At 38.4% G+C, this 17524-nt stretch carries 13 protein-coding genes; 7 read left to right on the top strand and 6 right to left on the bottom strand.

Going from position 1 to position 17524, the window contains the following annotated elements; all coding sequences use genetic code 11:
- Nucleotides 1-174: 174 nt before the first annotated feature.
- From SKC36_RS08065 to SKC36_RS08050, 4 genes are read right to left on the bottom strand one after another with little or no spacing between them, the layout of a single operon-like run.
- Nucleotides 175-891, bottom strand: a complete 717-nt coding sequence (locus tag SKC36_RS08065) for a pyridoxine 5'-phosphate synthase (RefSeq protein ID WP_459453316.1) — start codon at nt 889-891, stop codon at nt 175-177.
- A 34-nt stretch (nt 892-925) separates the two neighbouring features.
- Nucleotides 926-1918 (bottom strand): aspartate-semialdehyde dehydrogenase, encoded by a 993-nt coding sequence (locus SKC36_RS08060; protein WP_459453317.1) that lies wholly within the window; start codon nt 1916-1918, stop codon nt 926-928.
- A 10-nt stretch (nt 1919-1928) separates the two neighbouring features.
- Nucleotides 1929-2435, bottom strand: coding sequence for a hypothetical protein (locus SKC36_RS08055; protein ID WP_459453318.1), 507 nt, complete (start codon nt 2433-2435; stop codon nt 1929-1931).
- Between the two features lie 33 nt (nt 2436-2468).
- A complete protein-coding gene (locus SKC36_RS08050; protein ID WP_459453319.1) occupies nt 2469-3086 on the bottom strand; it encodes a 5-formyltetrahydrofolate cyclo-ligase in 618 nt (205 codons plus the stop codon).
- Between the two features lie 172 nt (nt 3087-3258).
- On the opposite strand from SKC36_RS08050, the gene ileS reads away from it, so the two are divergent.
- Genes ileS through SKC36_RS08035 form a run of 3 tightly spaced genes read left to right on the top strand, consistent with a single transcriptional unit; the run spans nt 3259 to nt 9154 of the window.
- On the top strand, nt 3259-6660 hold the full coding sequence (gene ileS, locus SKC36_RS08045) for an isoleucine--tRNA ligase (protein ID WP_459465569.1): 3402 nt from the start codon (nt 3259-3261) through the stop codon (nt 6658-6660).
- Between the two features lie 6 nt (nt 6661-6666).
- The gene (locus SKC36_RS08040) at nt 6667-8073 is read left to right on the top strand and encodes an MBOAT family O-acyltransferase (RefSeq protein WP_459453321.1); all 1407 of its coding nucleotides are present in this window, start codon (nt 6667-6669) and stop codon (nt 8071-8073) included.
- A gap of 1 nt (nt 8074) precedes the next feature.
- Complete coding sequence (locus SKC36_RS08035) at nt 8075-9154, top strand: hypothetical protein (protein ID WP_459465568.1); 1080 nt, start codon at nt 8075-8077, stop codon at nt 9152-9154.
- Here SKC36_RS08035 and SKC36_RS08030 read toward each other — a convergent pair whose 3' ends face one another.
- Nucleotides 9155-10267: an amidohydrolase family protein gene (locus SKC36_RS08030; RefSeq protein WP_459465567.1), complete on the bottom strand. Its 1113-nt coding sequence runs from the start codon at nt 10265-10267 to the stop codon at nt 9155-9157.
- A gap of 104 nt (nt 10268-10371) precedes the next feature.
- On the opposite strand from SKC36_RS08030, the gene SKC36_RS08025 reads away from it, so the two are divergent.
- The 3 genes from SKC36_RS08025 (at nt 10372) to SKC36_RS08015 (ending at nt 14397) form a co-directional block, all read left to right on the top strand.
- Nucleotides 10372-12090, top strand: coding sequence for a tetratricopeptide repeat protein (locus tag SKC36_RS08025; RefSeq protein WP_459465566.1), 1719 nt, complete (start codon nt 10372-10374; stop codon nt 12088-12090).
- Between the two features lie 70 nt (nt 12091-12160).
- Nucleotides 12161-12976 (top strand): DUF4292 domain-containing protein, encoded by an 816-nt coding sequence (locus SKC36_RS08020; RefSeq protein ID WP_459465565.1) that lies wholly within the window; start codon nt 12161-12163, stop codon nt 12974-12976.
- An 11-nt stretch (nt 12977-12987) separates the two neighbouring features.
- Nucleotides 12988-14397 carry a murein hydrolase activator EnvC family protein gene (locus tag SKC36_RS08015; RefSeq protein ID WP_459453326.1) on the top strand — a complete coding sequence of 470 codons (1410 nt, stop codon included), beginning with the start codon at nt 12988-12990 and terminating at the stop codon, nt 14395-14397.
- Here the strand turns inward: SKC36_RS08015 and SKC36_RS08010 are convergent, their stop codons facing one another.
- Nucleotides 14398-16731: a TonB-dependent receptor gene (locus SKC36_RS08010; RefSeq protein ID WP_459465564.1), complete on the bottom strand. Its 2334-nt coding sequence runs from the start codon at nt 16729-16731 to the stop codon at nt 14398-14400.
- A 197-nt stretch (nt 16732-16928) separates the two neighbouring features.
- On the opposite strand from SKC36_RS08010, the gene SKC36_RS08005 reads away from it, so the two are divergent.
- Entirely contained in the window at nt 16929-17432 is a 504-nt protein-coding gene (locus SKC36_RS08005; RefSeq protein WP_459453328.1) for an RNA polymerase sigma factor, read from the top strand.
- Nucleotides 17433-17524: the final 92 nt, after the last annotated feature.

Here is a 17524-nt window from a genome sequence, read left to right as displayed (position 1 = left end):
TAATTATCCTCACTTTTGTATCACTCAGAACAGGAAATCAGCTGAGGCTGAACAATTAAGGTTTTCTTTGGAATACCTAACCACGTTTAATGTAGAATGATGAATTTTTTAAATTCAATCATTTTTAAAGGATGTTTTTGTTGTTTAAAGGACGCTTTAAATAACAGAAATGTCCTAGATCAACTGACGTTTGTAGAGTTGAATTGTATTCTCCAATCCATAGTATAAAGCATCGCAAATCAAGGCATGCCCTATCGAGACCTCATCTAAAGGTTGAACTTGGGACTTGAAAAAGGCTAAATTTTCTAGGCTTAAGTCATGCCCCGCATTTACGCCCAAGCCTAAAGAATGTGCCCTAAATGCAGCTTTTCTGTAAGCAGCCACCGACTGATCTGGATGATTCGGGAATTCCTCAGCAAAAGGCTCTGTGTATAATTCTATACGGTCTGCGCCAGTGGTTTTAGCCGCTTCAACCATTTCTAGGACTGGGTCAACAAATATGGAAGTTCGAATCCCGGCCGCTTTGAAAGGGGCAATTAATCGAATAAGTAAGTCCTGATGTTTTACCGTATCCCAGCCATGGTTGGACGTAATCTGCCCCAAGGCATCTGGTACCAAGGTTACTTGTTCAGGTTTTACCGCTAAAACCAACTCCACGAATTTCTCTTCCAAAGGGTTTCCCTCAATGTTGAATTCTGTTTGGATGACTTTTTTTAATGCGTAAACATCAGCATATCGAATATGTCTTTCATCTGGCCTAGGATGAACGGTTATTCCCTCTGCTCCAAAACGCTCACAATCTAATGCAACCTGGATTAAATCAGGATTATTCCCACCTCGAGAATTTCTAAGCGTGGCAATTTTATTAATGTTTACACTAAGTCTAGTCATATCATAAAAAAGGCCGGATAAACCGGCCAATTTTTTAAATTAATTGATGCTTGGCCAAATACTCCGCAATTTGAACGGCGTTGGTAGCGGCCCCTTTTCTTAAATTATCTGCTACAATCCACAGATTCAAGGTATTCGCTTGGGTTTCATCGCGACGAATACGTCCTACAAAAACCTCATCCTTTCCATGAGCGGTGATAGGCATTGGGTACAAGAAATTTTTTGGATCATCTTGCACAATAACCCCTTCTTCTTGTTCCAATAGGCGTCTAACTTCATCTAAATCAAAATCATTTTCAAATTCGATATTTACCGATTCTGAGTGACCCCCAATCGTAGGAATACGAACAGTCGTTGCTGTAACCTGTATGGAGTCATCCATCATGATTTTTTTGGTCTCATTGACCATTTTCATCTCTTCTTTGGTATAACCATTATCTAAAAACACATCAATGTGCGGCAATACATTCAAGTCTATTTTATGAGGATAAACCTTATCGTAATCTGTTTTACCAGCACGCTCATTGAAAAGTTGATCTACGGCTGCTTTACCTGTTCCTGTAACCGACTGGTAGGTTGAAACAACCACTCGTTTGATTTTATATTTTTTATGCAATGGATTCATCACAACCACCATTTGAATGGTAGAGCAATTAGGATTTGCAATGATTTTATCTTCAGGTGTCAAAGTGGAGGCATTGATTTCTGGAACAACCAATTTCTTGCTAGGATCCATGCGCCATGCAGAAGAGTTATCCACCACCGTAATTCCCGCTTCGGCAAATTTGGGTGCAATAGCTAGGGATGTGCTTCCTCCCGCTGAAAAAATAGCCACGTTAGGTTTCATGGCAATAGCTGTATCAAATCCGACAACAGCAAATTCCTTACCTTTGAAACTTACCTTTTTACCGATTGAGCGCTCCGATGCAACCGGAATTAATTCGCTAACCGGGAAATTTCTTTCCGCCAAAACTTTCAAGATTTCACCGCCAACTAAGCCTGTGGCGCCCACTACTGCAACTTTCATTGTATAATCGTTAAAATTGATAATTCCATGCTAAACCCATCGAAGCCCCTGAGCTCCCATGAGAATTAATTTGTAAACTGATTTTACTGTCAGTTTGTGCTATTTCATTGTAGCGTTTCAATGCTTTTTTGAAATGCTTGATACTTACCGTACCTAAATACAAATTTAAAACGGCGGCACTTCCTACTACTGTCCAATAAAAGCCATCAGATACCTTTCCTTTACTCAAAAAAGTATAAACCGAAAATCCCGTCGTGAAAGCTGAAATGATTTCTGCACTCTTTTTTTGACGTTTATAGGTCAAAAACTCATAGCTCACTTCTGGATCCTTTGCTTCCAATAATGGAATTTGTAAGGCCAAGGGACTTTCAATAATTTGCCTTTTGTAGGAATACTTTTTATTCCAACCTCCTTCAATCTGTTCAATAGGATATAATTTGCCCTTGACTTCTTCTTGACCTAATAAATTACAAGTCAACAAACAAAAGAAAAGTGCCAATAATAGCCTGATTTTCACAGAAAAATATTTAAAGGAACGCAAAATTAGGTCTTATATCTTGAACAAGAAAGGATTTTTTGGACTAATTCCATGTATGGAATAAAGTCTTTCGGGAGTAACCACAACATCCAATGGGATGTCATGGGCATGTAAATCTTCTATTTGAGCCACAGGTTCTTCTAAACTTAAACCAATTTTTAAACAGGCAGGATCACAAAGTGCTAAAAAGCGGTCGTAAAACCCTTTACCAAATCCTACGCGATGACCTTGCAAATCAAAGCCTATTAGAGGAACTAAAATAGCTTGAAGGGTGCTTGGCTTGATTTTCTTGGAAGTAGTGGGATCGGGTTCTAGAATATTCCAAGAGGACTTATGCCAAATTGTTTTTTCATCCGAGAGGTAGGCAGACATGATTCCATCTCCTTCCACGCGAGGGAAAGCTAGTTGAAATTCAAAAGGAGGAAGAAGCAATTTTTCGTTGATGGTCTTGGTATCCACTTCTCGCTTACTTTCGATGGATTGAAAACTAAGCATTAAGCAGCCCGGTGGGACTTGTTTTAAAAAGTCAAAGAGAATTTCTTTTATTCGTAAATTTTGCAGCAACCATTCCTCCTGAGACCAGGATTTTCTTTGGCTAGCATGCCTATTTCTGATGTCACTCTTTTTCATAATTCAAAGTAGAATCAAATTAGGATATTAATGCTGGAAAATCAAAGTAAATTAAGCCAGATATAAATTCGATTTATTGGCTTAGCTACATGATCTTATTACGAAATCAGCCCAAATTTTACTATTTTTGCCTCAATTTTGCCTAGCATATACTATTAAATCCCCTTTATACGTGAAATTCAAGGAATACAAAAATTTAGATTACGCGCAAGTTGCCGATGAGATTTTAAATTTCTGGAATCAAGAACAGATTTTTGAGAAATCAATTTCCACACGTGCAGGTCACCCAAGCTTTACTTTTTACGAAGGCCCCCCTTCCGCTAATGGTACTCCGGGTATCCACCATGTGATGGCGCGTGCTATCAAAGATATTTTTTGTCGCTATCAAACACTTAAAGGAAAACAAGTAAAGCGTAAGGGCGGTTGGGATACCCATGGTTTACCAGTGGAGTTGCAAGTAGAGAAAGAATTGGGCATTACCAAAGAAGATATTGGTAAGAAAATAAGCGTGGAAGAGTATAACCAAAAGTGCCGTGAAACTGTCATGAAATTCACGGGACAATGGAATGATTTAACTCAAAAAATGGGCTATTGGGTGGATTTGGAAAACCCTTATGTTACCTATCAAACGCCCTACATAGAAAGTGTTTGGAATTTATTGAAAAGGCTTTATGACAAAGGCCTGCTATATAAAGGTTATACCATTCAGCCTTATTCTCCTGCTGCTGGTACGGGATTATCTTCACATGAATTGAACCAGCCTGGCTGCTATCGAGATGTTAAAGACACTTCTTTAACGGCTCAGTTCAAAGCGATTCAGAATGAGAAATCTCAGTTTTTATTTGAATGGAGTCAAACTAATCCTGTATATCTTTTGGCATGGACTACAACTCCATGGACCTTGCCATCCAACTCTGCCTTAACCGCAGGGAAAGGGATTACTTATGTGCTGGTAAAGACTTTTAATCCCTATACCTTTCTTCCTGTACACGTAGTACTTGCTAAGGATTTACTTAAAAACTATTTTACTGCTTCGGCTGAAAATGGGGATTTTGATGCCTTTTTAGCTGCAGAGAAAAAACCTCAAGCCATTCCTTATCAGGTAGTAGGGGAATGTAAAGGCTCTGATTTAGAAGGAATTGAATACGAACAATTAATGCCCTATGTGCAACCTGCTACACCGGCATTCCGTGTGATTTTAGGTGATTTCGTGACGACTGAAGATGGAACGGGAATCGTTCATACAGCTCCAACTTTTGGGGCAGATGACTTCCGAGTTGCACAACAAAACGGTATTCCTGCTATCATGGTATTGGATTCCAATGGCAAAGAAGTGCCTTTGGTGAATCGCCAAGGTCAATTTGTTCAAGAAGTAAGTGATTATGCTTTAGAGCCAGTTAAAGAAGCTTACCTTTCGGAAGAAGAAAAAGAGCAGGCCAGAATTAAACAAGGCCGTGATAAGTATTTGTCAGTGGACGAGCGAATAGCCATTCAACTGAAAACGGAAAACAAGGCATTCAACGTACAGAAATTTGATCACCCATATCCACATTGTTGGAGAACAGATAAACCTGTTTTATACTATCCATTAGATTCTTGGTTTATTAAAACCACAGCAGTAAAAGATAAATTGATTGCTTTGAATCAAACCATCCAGTGGAAACCTGAATCTACTGGTACGGGTCGTTTTGGAAACTGGTTGGAGAATTTAGTGGATTGGAATCTTTCGCGTTCGAGGTATTGGGGAACTCCTTTGCCCATTTGGAGAACGGAAGATGGTGCTGAGGAGATTTGTATTGGGTCCTTGGAGCAGTTGACTTTTGAATTGGAGAAGGCTTTGGCTTCAGGTAAATTAAATGCAGAGCAAGCCCAAGGGAATCAAGATTTTTTAGCCGCCATACAAGCTGGTACGGCTGATCTTCATCGTCCTTTTGTTGATCAGGTTTATTTGATTAGTGCTCAGGGCGCTATTTTATCTAGGGAATTAGATCTGATTGACGTTTGGTTTGATTCTGGTGCTATGCCTTTTGCTCAATGGCATTACCCATTTGAAAATCAAGACATATTTAAAGAATCATATCCAGCCGATTTTATTTCAGAAGGTGTGGATCAAACTCGGGGATGGTTCTTTACCTTACATGCGATCTCTAGCATGGTAGAAGATTCTGTTGCATTTAAAAATGTCGTTTCTACTGGCTTAGTATTAGATAAAAATGGCAATAAAATGTCCAAACGTTTGGGTAATGCCATTGACCCTTTTGATACCTTGAAAAAGTATGGGGCTGATCCTACGCGCTGGTATATGATTACCAATGCACAGCCTTGGGATAACTTAAAATTTGATTTAGCGGGTATCACCGAGGTGAGAAATAAGTTTTTTGGCACCTTAACCAATACGTATAATTTCTTTGCTTTATATGCTAATTTAGACGGATTCGACCCGAAGGCCAATCCATTAGTAGAAGCTAATTTAACCGAATTAGATCGTTGGGTTTTATCTAAATTAATGCAATTAATTCAAGAGGTAGATGAGTCTTATGCTACCTATGAGCCAACCAAAGCGGGTCGAGCAATTCAAGATTTTGTATGTGATCATTTATCAAACTGGTATGTACGATTATCTCGAAGAAGATTCTGGAATCCAGAGTCTACGGAAAAAGGAATCAATCCGGATAAACAAGCGGCTTACCAAACTTTATATACTTGTTTGGAGACAGTTGCTCAATTGATGTCGCCCATAGCGCCTTTTTATGGAGATTGGTTATACAAGAATCTAAGCCAAAAGGAATCTGTTCATTTAACGGATTTTGTTCAAGTTAATCCGTCTTGGGTTAATCCAGATTTAGAAGCTTCCATGGACCTAGCCCAACGAATTTGTTCTTTGGTGCATTCTATTCGTAAAGTACATAAATTGAAAGTACGTCAGCCATTGGCACAGGTTTTAGTGCCAGTTTTACAAGAACAAGTTCGGGATCAAATTCGTCGAGTAGAAGATTTGATTAAATCAGAGGTTAATGTAAAGCAAGTCAATTATTTAGACGATGCAGCGGGAGTATTGAGCAAAAAAGTGAAACCTAATTTCAAGGCTTTAGGTCCTAAATTTGGTAAAGATATGAAGGCTGTTGCGGAAGCAATTAGCTCAATGAGTTCAGATGATTTACAATCATTGGAAGCACATGGGACCATTTCAAAGGCTGGTTTTGCTATTGAATTAGTGGATGTGGAGATTTTGACTGAGGATATGCCAGGTTATTTAACGGCCAGTGAATCGGGTTTAACCATTGCGCTAGATAATCAATTGAGCCCATCATTGGTTCGAGAAGGTAGAGCACGTGAATTCGTAAACCGCATACAAAACCTAAGAAAAGATTCGGGATTTGATGTGGTGGATAAGATAAACATCGAGGTGCTCCAGGGTGATGAGGCATGGGAAGAAAGTATCCGTGAATTTGAGTCATATATTTGTCAAGAAGTGCAGGCTTTGCGTATTGATTGGAAGGAGTCGCTAGACCAAGCGTCTGAAATTTCCATCGATGACACCATTTTATCGGTCAAGGTGACGGTTCATAAATAAGAAGCTATGGTATTCAATTCCTTGCAGTTTTTAGTCTTCTTTGGAATTATTACCAGTGCCTATTTTTTATTACATCCCAAATTTCGTTGGCTCTTACTTTTAGTGGCCTCATGCTACTTTTATATGGCTTTTGTGCCCATGTATTTGGGTATTTTAGGCTTCACCATTGTCATCGATTATTTTGCTGGCATTTACCTAGAACGTTTTGAAGGCCTTCAAAAAAAGTTATTTTTATCGGCAAGTTTGTTAGCCAATATTGGTGTTTTGGCCATATTTAAGTACTATCATTTCATTGATCAAAACATCGAATGGTTATCCGAAAGTTTGGGGACACATGTTCAGCTTCCGGTTTTGGAAATGATTTTGCCCATTGGATTGTCCTTCCATACGTTTCAAGCCATGAGTTATACCATAGAAGTATATCGTGGCCATCAAAAAGCTGAGAGGAATTTTGGGATTTATAGTCTTTATGTCATGTTTTACCCTCAGCTGGTAGCAGGCCCCATTGAAAGACCTCAAAATTTGTTGCACCAATTTTACGAAGTGCATGCTTGGGATTGGAATCGAGTCAAATCAGGCCTTTTACAAATGGCGGCCGGTATTTTCAAAAAGGTAGTCATAGCGGATCGATTGGCTTTATTAGTTGATCCAACTTATGAACATATTCAGGATCAATCTAGTGGAGCTTTAGTTTTAGCCGCGTTTTTTTATTCCTTTCAGATATATTGTGATTTTTCAGGTTATTCGGATGTGGCCATTGGCGCTGCCAGGGTTATGGGTTTTAAATTAATGGATAATTTTAACGCTCCTTATTTTGCTAAATCCTTGCCTGAATTTTGGCGTCGTTGGCATATATCCTTATCTACTTGGTTCAAAGATTACGTTTATTTCTCTTTAGGGGGGAACCGAGTGGCTGTTCCCAAATGGTATTTTAATATCATGGTCGTGTTTATTTTATCGGGAATTTGGCATGGCGCAAGTTGGAATTTTGTGATTTGGGGGGCTTTGCATGGTATTTTTCAGGTGATAGGTTTAAGTATCAACCGAGTGTTCCCTAGTTTGGCTGCGGAGGCACAAAAGCAGATTTGGGTACAATGGCTGTATCGCATCTTGACTTTCACCTTGGTGACATTTGCTTGGGTCTTTTTTAGGTTAAAACACTTTACGGAAGTAAAACAGTTTTTTTCAACTATAGTTAATGGAACAGAAAAAGGCTTGGTTTTGGCCATGAGCCTACAGGAAATCATCTTGTCTTTATGCTTAATAATTTCTTTGTGCTGGTGGGAATACAGACAAAACATATTGCATAAGGCTAACCAAGGCTCATTTGCCTGGCAGTTTAGTTTTTTAGTACTTGCCATTTATTTTTTAGGAGTATTTAGTTTGAAACAATTTATCTACTTCCAATTTTAAGATGCGTCGGATAATAGCCCTTTTTGTATTTCTTCTCTCTTCGGCCATACTGATTATCAGTAGTTCGGAAAAGGGAATGCATTGGATTACCCAAGGGCGATATGCCAGAAACGATGTTTGGGGTGCAGATAAATATCGTTTTGGGGATTTATATGGGATTTCATATTTATCTGATTTTCGGATTGAAAAGGATACGCAATTGTTGCCCTTGCCTGAAAAAATTGATTCAGCCCTAAAGGATTATGACCTAACCATCTTAGGGGATAGTTATTTGTACAGTTCATTTCAAGTTAATCCTGCCTATTTTAATCGGGTCAAATCCCTTCAATTTTATCGCTGGTCAGATACTCAAACACATCTAATTCCTGCTAAAAAGGGAAATAAGCAGGTGTTGTTGATTGAATGCGTTGAAAGAAATATGTGGGATCGAATGAATTTGGCAGACACTAGGTTACGTTTGGACCATCCAATGCCAGAGAAATTAGTCCAAGATCGATCAGTCAAAGAATCCATTTTCTATCAATTAGATCGATTTGATGCAGGGGTTAAAAAAGCCATTTACCACCCTACCTTAGAGTCTAATTTGGATTTTGTTTTATTTAACCTTGGGATATTAGGCTGGATAAAAGAGCTAAAAGCGGATTTTACTTGGAGGATTTTAGGACGAACAAATCCTGACGTCTGCGTATCTAAGGATGGAAAATTTCTATATTTGGAAGAGACAGTCAATCCTGAAAAAAAGACTTCTTCCTTTAAACCCTTGGAGCCAAATCAGGTAGATTTGATGGTAAAAAACCTTCAAGAAATAGAATCTTATTATTTATCAAATGGCTATGATGAGGTTATCTTTTCTTTGATTCCTAATCCCGTGGCTGTATTAGGAACGGAACTGAATGCACCTAATTTGGCATTGGAAAAGATTAAACTACATCCCAAACTCGGCGTCAAATTATTAGACCCTAGTAAAGCTTTGAAGCAAAACGCTCGCATGAATTTTTATCAGTCGGACTCTCATTGGACCCTCAGAGGGGCACAAATATGGCTGAAGGAATTCAATCAAGTGCTCGATAAATTACCCTAATTATTTGGGAAACCAGCTTTTATCTAATTTAGGTAGTAAACTCAGAGCATTCTTATAATAGACCTTTTTCAATACTTCATCTGGTAAACCTAGTCCATAAATTCGCCAAAAAGCGTGTCTTTTTCGGTAATATGGAAAGTATTCATCATCTGTTTCTAACAACCTAAAATACGTGTAATACTCGGATGTAGCCCAAATATCTTTACCGAATAGAACTCTATCTTGGTATTGAATCATGAATTTGCGGGCATTTTTGGGTTGTCTTCCTAGTTCGTGAATTACGGCCCCTATTTCTGTGTACATATTAGGATACTTATCCAATAAACGGCCTAATTCAGCTAAATCATTACCTCTCCAAGCCAAATGAGCGGCTATAAATTTTGTTTTCGGATGCTTGCGAATGATGTCAGTAAGTTCATCCATGACCACCTGCCAGGAAGGATATTTAGAGGCAGGACGGGCTCTACCTGGGAATTGTTTTAATTCCAGCCAGCGCTCATTGGTTTTATCATGCACATCGAAGAAGGAGATTGGTTCTCCCGTGTGAATTAATACAGGTATATTCAATTCCCCACATTTTGCCCATACTGGATCTAATCTAGGGTCATTGGTACGTAGTCTGTTTCCTTTGGAGTCTTTTACTTCCAAGCCTAGGTCTTTATAAATCTTTAATCCCATAGCCCCAGCTTTTACTTCGGCCTCAAGGGCTGCAACTGTTTTGGCCGTCCAATCGGGACTATCAATATTGGCAAAACTCAAATTGGTAAATACCACCACGCGATTATTGGTTTTTTCACGGCCAGCGCGCGCCGATTGTGTCAAATATTCGGTTCCCGCAGCGATATCGGCCCCTCGTTGTGAGCCCTTTCCACTTAGGTTGACCATGACCTTCATGTTGAGGCTATCCATCTGTTTTAATAGGTAGGCCAAATCTTGATTGGGCATATTAAATTGATGATTATGAATATCAATGAAGGGGTATTTGGCTTGTTTTATTTGATGCTCTGGTACTTTCAAGGTTGAAATTGGATCATATTCCTCGAAACTCATGGTTTTTTCTTGAGCGAAAATAGAGCTACTTATTAGTAATGTGCAGAACAATAGGTATTTCATCTTTTTAATAATTTTAACGAATCTATTCAATTCTGTTCAAATACAGCGCATTTCATAGAGAATTTTGAAAAGGATTCAGGGTATTTCGGTATATTCGAACTTTTATGAAATACCTCAATCTAATACTTTATATTTTGTTGCTTTCCAGTCCACTCTTGGCACAGGATACTGGTAAAAAAGCTAAGAAAGAAAGCACCGCTTTTTCTCCTGCACGAGCAGAGGAATGGATGGCTGAGGGCATGCGTCATTATTTAAAAGAGGATTATGATGAAGCCATCTTAGTTTGGGAGCAGCTTTTGCCAGAAATGCCTCAGGAAGCCTCTATTTCTTTTTATTTGGCTAAGTCGTATTTGGCTCAAGGGAAGTCTGTTAATGCCCTTAAATATGCTCAGAAGGCCAATGAACTTTCACCTTATTCTTTAGATTACGGTTTGTTATACGGAGACTTGCTTTTACAGGAGCGCAAGTCGAAGGAGGCCATTGCCTGTTTTTTGAAATTGATTCAATATGATTCCATGCAGCCTGATGTAAATCTTCGATTGGCACAAGCTTATCTTTGGAATAATCAAGGTGACGAGGCTTTGAAAGCATTAAAATCTGCGGAGCCATGGGTTGGTGATTTTCCGGAAATCATTCGGACTAAGCAATACATTTATTTAAAAAATGAACAATGGGAGGAGGCTATTCAAGAAGGAGTAGCTTTTGTAGCCAATAATCCTGAACAGCCTTTGTTTGCTTGGGAACAAATGGAATATTGGTGGCATTTAAGTACTTGGAAAGGAGCAAAATCAGCCTTGGAGCAATTGTCAATAGATTTCCCAAATGATGGTCAGGTTGCCTTATTGAATGCCAATGTTCGCGTTCATGAGAAGAATTTTGCTGGTTCACTCGACTTTTTGGAGCGTTGTTTGGCAGATGCTGATATGCACATCGAGTTATTCAGTCAAGTAACATTACAAACTTTTGAATTGATGTCCGGGAAAACGGATTGGGATAAAGCCTATGCTTTTCTTCAAAAAGCGGTTGCGGCTTTCCCTAAAGAACCTCGTTTTGTGGCGATGCAAGGTGATTTGTGGATGAGTATTTCCAAATTTCAAGAAGGTCAAAAATCCTATTTAAAAGCAGCCAGAAATGGAGGGGGTAAGTTTGAGGTTTGGACTAGAATCATCCAATTAGATTTTGAAATGAATACGCTGGATAGTGTCATTGTGCATGCTCAAGAAGCATTGGAGGCTTATCCGAATCAAGGGTTTTTATGGTTTCAAATGGGTTTTGCTCAATACATGCAAGGAAAAAGTAAAGAGGCATTAGCCTCATTTGAGTCAGCAAATCCTTATGTGCAAGAAAAAGATTCATGGTACGTTCAATTATTTGCCTTGATGGGGGATGCCTATCATGCTGTGGGTAATTACCGTGATTCCGATATGAGTTTTGAAAAGGTATTAGCGAAAAGTCCCGATGAAGAACATGTATTAAATAACTATAGTTACTATTTGTCGCTCCGTAAGGATAAGCTTGACAAAGCCGCCAAAATGGCCAAAATGTTAACGGATAAATTCCCTAAAAATGGTACTTATTTAGATACCTATGCTTGGGTTTTATATCAGCAAAAAGACTACAGCAAAGCTTTACAGTACTTGGAACTCGCATTGAAAGATGAGAAGCAAAACAGTTCAACAGTCTGGGAACATTATGGTGATATCCTTTTTCGATTGGGTAAGACTGATGAGGCCATGAATGCCTGGCAAAAGGCCAAAACCTTGGAAGGTGCCAGTCCCAATTTATTTAAAAAGATAGAGAAGAGGCAAATTATCGAAAATTGAGATAATTTTGTGCTGTAAAAATAATCGCATGCCGAATATAAGCCACAGGAATACTATTTTACTAGTTGTTATGTTTATACTTTTCCAATCCTGTGGAAAAAAGGTAGCTGCCCCTCTAGTAGAAAATGTGGCTGTTTTGGATAGCTTAATTCCTAAAGACACGCTGGTACAGGCAGAAATAAAACCCGTGCCAGTGGAAGTTCAGCCGCCCGTAGAAGAGCCTAAAGAGGACAATAAAGTAGTTTCAGAAGATTTGAATTTCAATTATTTAAAAGCTAAGTCAAAGGTGCTTTGGAAAACAAATTCAAATGCTGATACCTACACGGTAGATATTCGAATGAAAAAGGATAGTTTAATCTGGATGAACATTTCTGTTTCAATGATTACAGGTGCCACTGGTTTATTTTCAAAAGACCGCGTTCAGTTTTTTCATAAGATCAATAATGAATATTTTAATTTGACCTATGATAGTTTAAGTACCAAAATGGGTTTTAAAATTAATTACGAAATACTTCAATCACTCATTGTGGGAAATCAACCATTTAAAAAGAAGAATTCCAGGGTGATTCGCGAGAATGAAAATTACATTTTGAAGCAAGATGAAGGTCGAATTCAAATTGATAATTATGTGGGTCCCAATCGAAAACTAAAAAAATTATTAGTGAATGATGGACCAACCGAAAATAAATTGACTTTAGATTACGAAGATTTTGCTTCGATAAATCAATTTTTATTTCCTTTTTCGAGCCAAATTACCTTAGATGTGAAGGACAAGGACAATAAATTGGTTAAAACACTCATTAGTATAAAATATTCCAAAGTAGAATTATTGGATACCCCTTTAGAATTCCCTTTTAAAGTGCCAGCAAAATACCTCAACAAATAAATCTTGCAACCTTGAAATACATTGTTTTTTTAATCTGTTTTCTATTCGTTTTTTCCCTGGATGCCCAAGTGGATAAAAGAGAGCAATTGGAGCGTCAAAAGAAGGAGAACTTAGCTAAGATTAAAGAATTAAACAGCATCATATCCCGTACTTCCAAAAAGAAAAAAGCCTCATTGGGGAAACTGAATGTGCTAAAAGAGCAGATTGGAGTACAGAAAAAGCAGATTGGTATTTTAAGTGAAAATCAAAAATTATTAGCACAAGAAGCCAATAAATTGCGGCAAGAAAGTGACATATTAGCCGCTAAATTGAAAAAATTAAAGCGTATGTATGCGCAAATGTTATTTGAAGCTCAGAAAACTTCTACCGTTTACAATAAGCTCAGTTTCTTACTTCTTTCCTCTAATCTGGGTGAATTTACTCGGCGTTTTGATTACTTACGTCAATTTACAAGCAACCGTAAGGCACAAGCCCACAAAATTTTTCAGACTCGTCAAGACTTAATGTCCAAAGAACAGCAGGTTATTTTCAAGAAGACAGAGGAGAAGAAAGTGTTGGTTGAAAAAGAGAAAGAAAAGAAGAATTTGGAAGTGCTTAAAACCAAAGAAGACAAAGTTGTTACGGTACTAACCCAGCAGGAGAAGAAATTACGGATCGAACTAGAACGCAAAAAACTTGCTATTCGAAAATTGGACAATTTAATTGCAGGTATCGTTGCGCGTGAAATTCAGAAAAGTCAGGAAAGAGAGCGCCGTTTGCGTTTAGCCCAGCAAGCTCGAAAATTGGAGGTTAATAAACCCGCTTTACCTACTTTGAAAGGTGATGGCACTTTACCGAAATTGAGTGATAGGTCTACCAAAGATGATGATACTAAATCTGAAACTAGGGTGGAAGCTGCTGAAGATAAAAAAGAGGTAGCCAGAGCCAAAGCAGCAGAAAAGGCTGAGGAAGCCAAAACTGCTCCACTAGAGAAGAATATATATTATATGAATGCGGAAGAAGCTAAATTGGCTAATTCCTTTGGAGCCTTACGTGGGAAAATGCCATTTCCAGTACCTTCCGGTTTTATTTCAGATCACTTTGGGGTACATAAGCATCCCATACTAAAAGGGGTAATGATCAATAACAATGGTATTGATATTCAAACAGCTCCAGGTTCTCCAGTTCATTCTGTATATGAAGGTATAGTACAATCCGTGGTGAATATTCCAGGTATTAACATGGTGGTGGCTATCCAACATGGAGATTATTTTACCGTATATAGTAAATTGGATAATGTGTCTGTTTCCACAGGTCAACGAGTTAGAACAGGTCAGCGCATAGGAAGTGTAGCCTCAGATGATGATGGTACTGCTGAAATAAATTTTCAGGTTTGGAAAAATACCATTCGACAGAATCCTGAACAATGGTTAAGACGCTAATCAGCTAAATTTGTAGGCTACCCTGAACTGGATATTTCTCCCTTGGTCATCCGTGTAATATCTAAATCTATTTAAATAATCTCGATAAGATTCATTCAAGGCATTGGTGACTCTGATTCCCACATCTACATTTTTGAATTGATAGCCCCAATTAACTTGCACCAATTGGTAGCCGGCAGGTGGGTCTGTATAATCTGAGCCGGGTTCCACCCGACTTTGCCGAGAAACCTGGGTAACACCAGCACTGAGGTACTGTTTGTTGCTATTGAATTGATAACGGATTAAATATTCAAAACGGTCAGCTGGAATGTTGACCATATACTCCCTGTTTTTGGTATTGTAAGCCCTGACCAAACTTGTTTTATGTTGGAACGAAATTTTAGGATTAACATGGTAGGTAATTTGACCATCTAATCCATTGAATCTGGCATTGATTTGTTCATAGGTAAATCCAGGAAAAATGCCTCGCAGGGTCACGACATAGAAAGCTTGACCATCGTTTACCATGGGACGTAAATAAATGAAGTCACGAATCTGATTACTATATAAGCCTAATTCAATATCCCACTTATCTAAATTGTATTGAGTATTGAGGCTTAGATTGGTAGCTGTCTCACCTTTTAAGTTTATTTGTCCAATTTCATAGGCAGCAGCACCATGGTGAACGCCATTGGAGAAAAGCTCATTGGCTCCTGGTGCACGGAATGCCCGGGCTAAAATCAAGTGGCTTTCTAGCTGATCTGTCCAGTGGTATTTAATTCCTACGCTACCTGATAGGCCTGTAAATCGCTTTTCATCTCGGTCCACGATGAAAGAATAATTTTTGATAGGACGGTGGGTGATAATTTGCTTTTGGTCTAAGCGAAGGCCTAATTCCAATTCCCATTTTTCTTTAACCATTCTTTCTATGGCAAATAAGCCCAAATTATTTTGTTCATAATTGGGTAAAAGGCTTGTAACGAGCGTAGGTGAGTTAACTCGGTTTCCAGACGTGATATTATCCTGTAAGGAAAAAGTTAGGCCAAATTGGCCTTTCCATAATTGGCTAGCGTTAGACCCATCTAATATTAACTCACCATTCCAGGTACTTAACTGAAAACTTAAGGTATTAATGTTTTTTCCTGCACGGAGCACATCCAATTCCAAGCGTTGATCGGTTTGATGGGCTAAGGTTAAGCGCAAGTTATATTGGCTAGAAACTTGGTAAAAGCTTTTAAACTTTAATAAATCGTGAATGACATCTTGATTTGGGCGGTCAATGTTGCGGATAAAATCCTTTGGAGTGAATTGTGCTAAAGGTCTAGCCAATGCAATAGATCGTTCTAAATCATTGACATTACCAATATGAGAACCCAGAAAGATACCTAATACAGTATGAAAACGACTGTAAAATAAATCCGCCCCGAATTGGCGAGATTTGTAGCCTAACTGGGTAGAAAAATTTTGCTCTTGCACTCCAGTATTCGCTAAATAATAATCAGCCGCCTGAATATTTCCTCCGTTTTTGATGGTTCCTTGCACACGCCAGCCCCAGCCTTTGGTTCCTGTGAAACCACCTTCTAGACTACCTGAACCAACCCATTGTCGACCATTGGTAAAATAGATACTTTGCAATTCACCTTTGATGCCGCTTGTATCTGGAAGGGCATTAGGTTCTAACATCACAATTCCTCCAATGGCGTCCCCGCCATAGCGTAAGCCAGCAGGTCCTTTGATGACTTGGATATTCTTACTGACAAATGGATCTACTTCAGGAGCGTGTTCACTGCCCCAGTTTTGCCCTTCTTGTCTTATACCTTGGTTTAATATGATGACCCTGCTGGAGTGCATACCATGAATCACGGGCTTAGAAATAGTACTACCTGTTTGTAAGCTTTGTACTCCTGAGATGCCCTTCAACATTTCACCTAAATTGAGACCATCCCTTTCTTTTCTTTCCTCCGCACTTAGCGTACCACGCATTTGCGCACTGGTTTCATTCCTTTTGCCGCTTACAATTACTTCTTGTAGGTGCTCATCATGCACTTGCAAGGCAATATTTTCTTCATGCTCGTTGCTAAGATTAACCTTAATTTCCACCGGGTCATAGCTACTCATTTCACAAACTAAGGTATATGAACCAGGACAGATTTTTTTGAGGGAGAAAAATCCAAGAGAATCGGTTTGGACAGCAATATTTGTCCCCTTTAAATAAACATAGGCCCCTTTGATTTTTTCCTTGTTTTCTTTGGAAGATACATTCCCTTGTAAAGTACAAAAGCAATTTTTCTGCGAATAGCTATCGTGTAATGGAAGTATAAACAAAAAAAATATGACCAGGGATTTTAATTTCATGGGTAGGCCATCTATATAAGATGAGACTTTAAATATACACTCATTTTCGTTTTTAGCCCAATTTTGATAGGATATAACCGATGATCAAGCCATATGGGGCGACCAGTCTTTAAAATAAAACGATAAATTTTTTTTCATAATAATTTGTTTTGTTTAATCTTTTTATAAATTTGTTAAACAAAACAATCACTTCAGATATGACAGCTCTTGAATTTACGTACCAGGTTGGAAGCTTTTCTAAGTTTTTGAAACCCTTTGCTTTACGTTTAACAAAAGATATGGATGATGCCAATGACTTGGTTCAAGATACTTTGGTCAAGGCATATTCCAACAGAGACAAGTATGCAGAAGGGACCAATTTAAAAGCTTGGTTGTTTACCATCATGAAAAACACGTTCATCACGCAATACCAGCGGATGGTTCGTAGAAATACTTTTATAGATACTACAGAAAATTTACATTTCATCAACTCACAAGAATCTTTACAGTATAATGGGGCATTAAGCGATTTTGTTCGCGAAGATTTAGAAAAAGCCTTGCAACAAACAGACGAGATGTACCGATTGCCTTTTTTGATGTATTTCCGGGGATTTAAATACCACGAGATTTCAGAAGAATTGGATTTACCTATCGGTACAGTTAAGAACCGTATCCACATTGCTCGTAAAGAATTAAAGAAAAAATTGTACATGTACGCATAGATTTTTCACAATTGATTAGTTTTTTGGTTAACAGAAGAAACAAGCAAAAAGTCAGATTTTATCTGACTTTTTCTTTTAGTCTGTTTAGCTCT

Source organism: Aquirufa sp. OSTEICH-129A (assembly GCF_054558355.1).
This window is presented reverse-complemented; position numbering and strand designations above follow the sequence as displayed.

Excerpts from the sequence above, each read along its gene's own strand:
- SKC36_RS08040 (WP_459453321.1), top strand. The coding sequence starts at position 6,667 with ATGGTATTCAATTCCTTGCAGTTTTTAGTCTTCTTTGGAATTATTACC.
- SKC36_RS08025 (WP_459465566.1), top strand. The coding sequence starts at position 10,372 with ATGAAATACCTCAATCTAATACTTTATATTTTGTTGCTTTCCAGTCCA.
- SKC36_RS08050 (WP_459453319.1), bottom strand. The coding sequence starts at position 3,086 with ATGAAAAAGAGTGACATCAGAAATAGGCATGCTAGCCAAAGAAAATCC.
- SKC36_RS08065 (WP_459453316.1), bottom strand. The coding sequence starts at position 891 with ATGACTAGACTTAGTGTAAACATTAATAAAATTGCCACGCTTAGAAAT.
- SKC36_RS08060 (WP_459453317.1), bottom strand. The coding sequence starts at position 1,918 with ATGAAAGTTGCAGTAGTGGGCGCCACAGGCTTAGTTGGCGGTGAAATC.
- SKC36_RS08010 (WP_459465564.1), bottom strand. The coding sequence starts at position 16,731 with ATGAAATTAAAATCCCTGGTCATATTTTTTTTGTTTATACTTCCATTA.
- SKC36_RS08030 (WP_459465567.1), bottom strand. The coding sequence starts at position 10,267 with ATGAAATACCTATTGTTCTGCACATTACTAATAAGTAGCTCTATTTTC.
- SKC36_RS08035 (WP_459465568.1), top strand. The coding sequence starts at position 8,075 with ATGCGTCGGATAATAGCCCTTTTTGTATTTCTTCTCTCTTCGGCCATA.
- SKC36_RS08005 (WP_459453328.1), top strand. The coding sequence starts at position 16,929 with ATGACAGCTCTTGAATTTACGTACCAGGTTGGAAGCTTTTCTAAGTTT.
- SKC36_RS08020 (WP_459465565.1), top strand. The coding sequence starts at position 12,161 with ATGTTTATACTTTTCCAATCCTGTGGAAAAAAGGTAGCTGCCCCTCTA.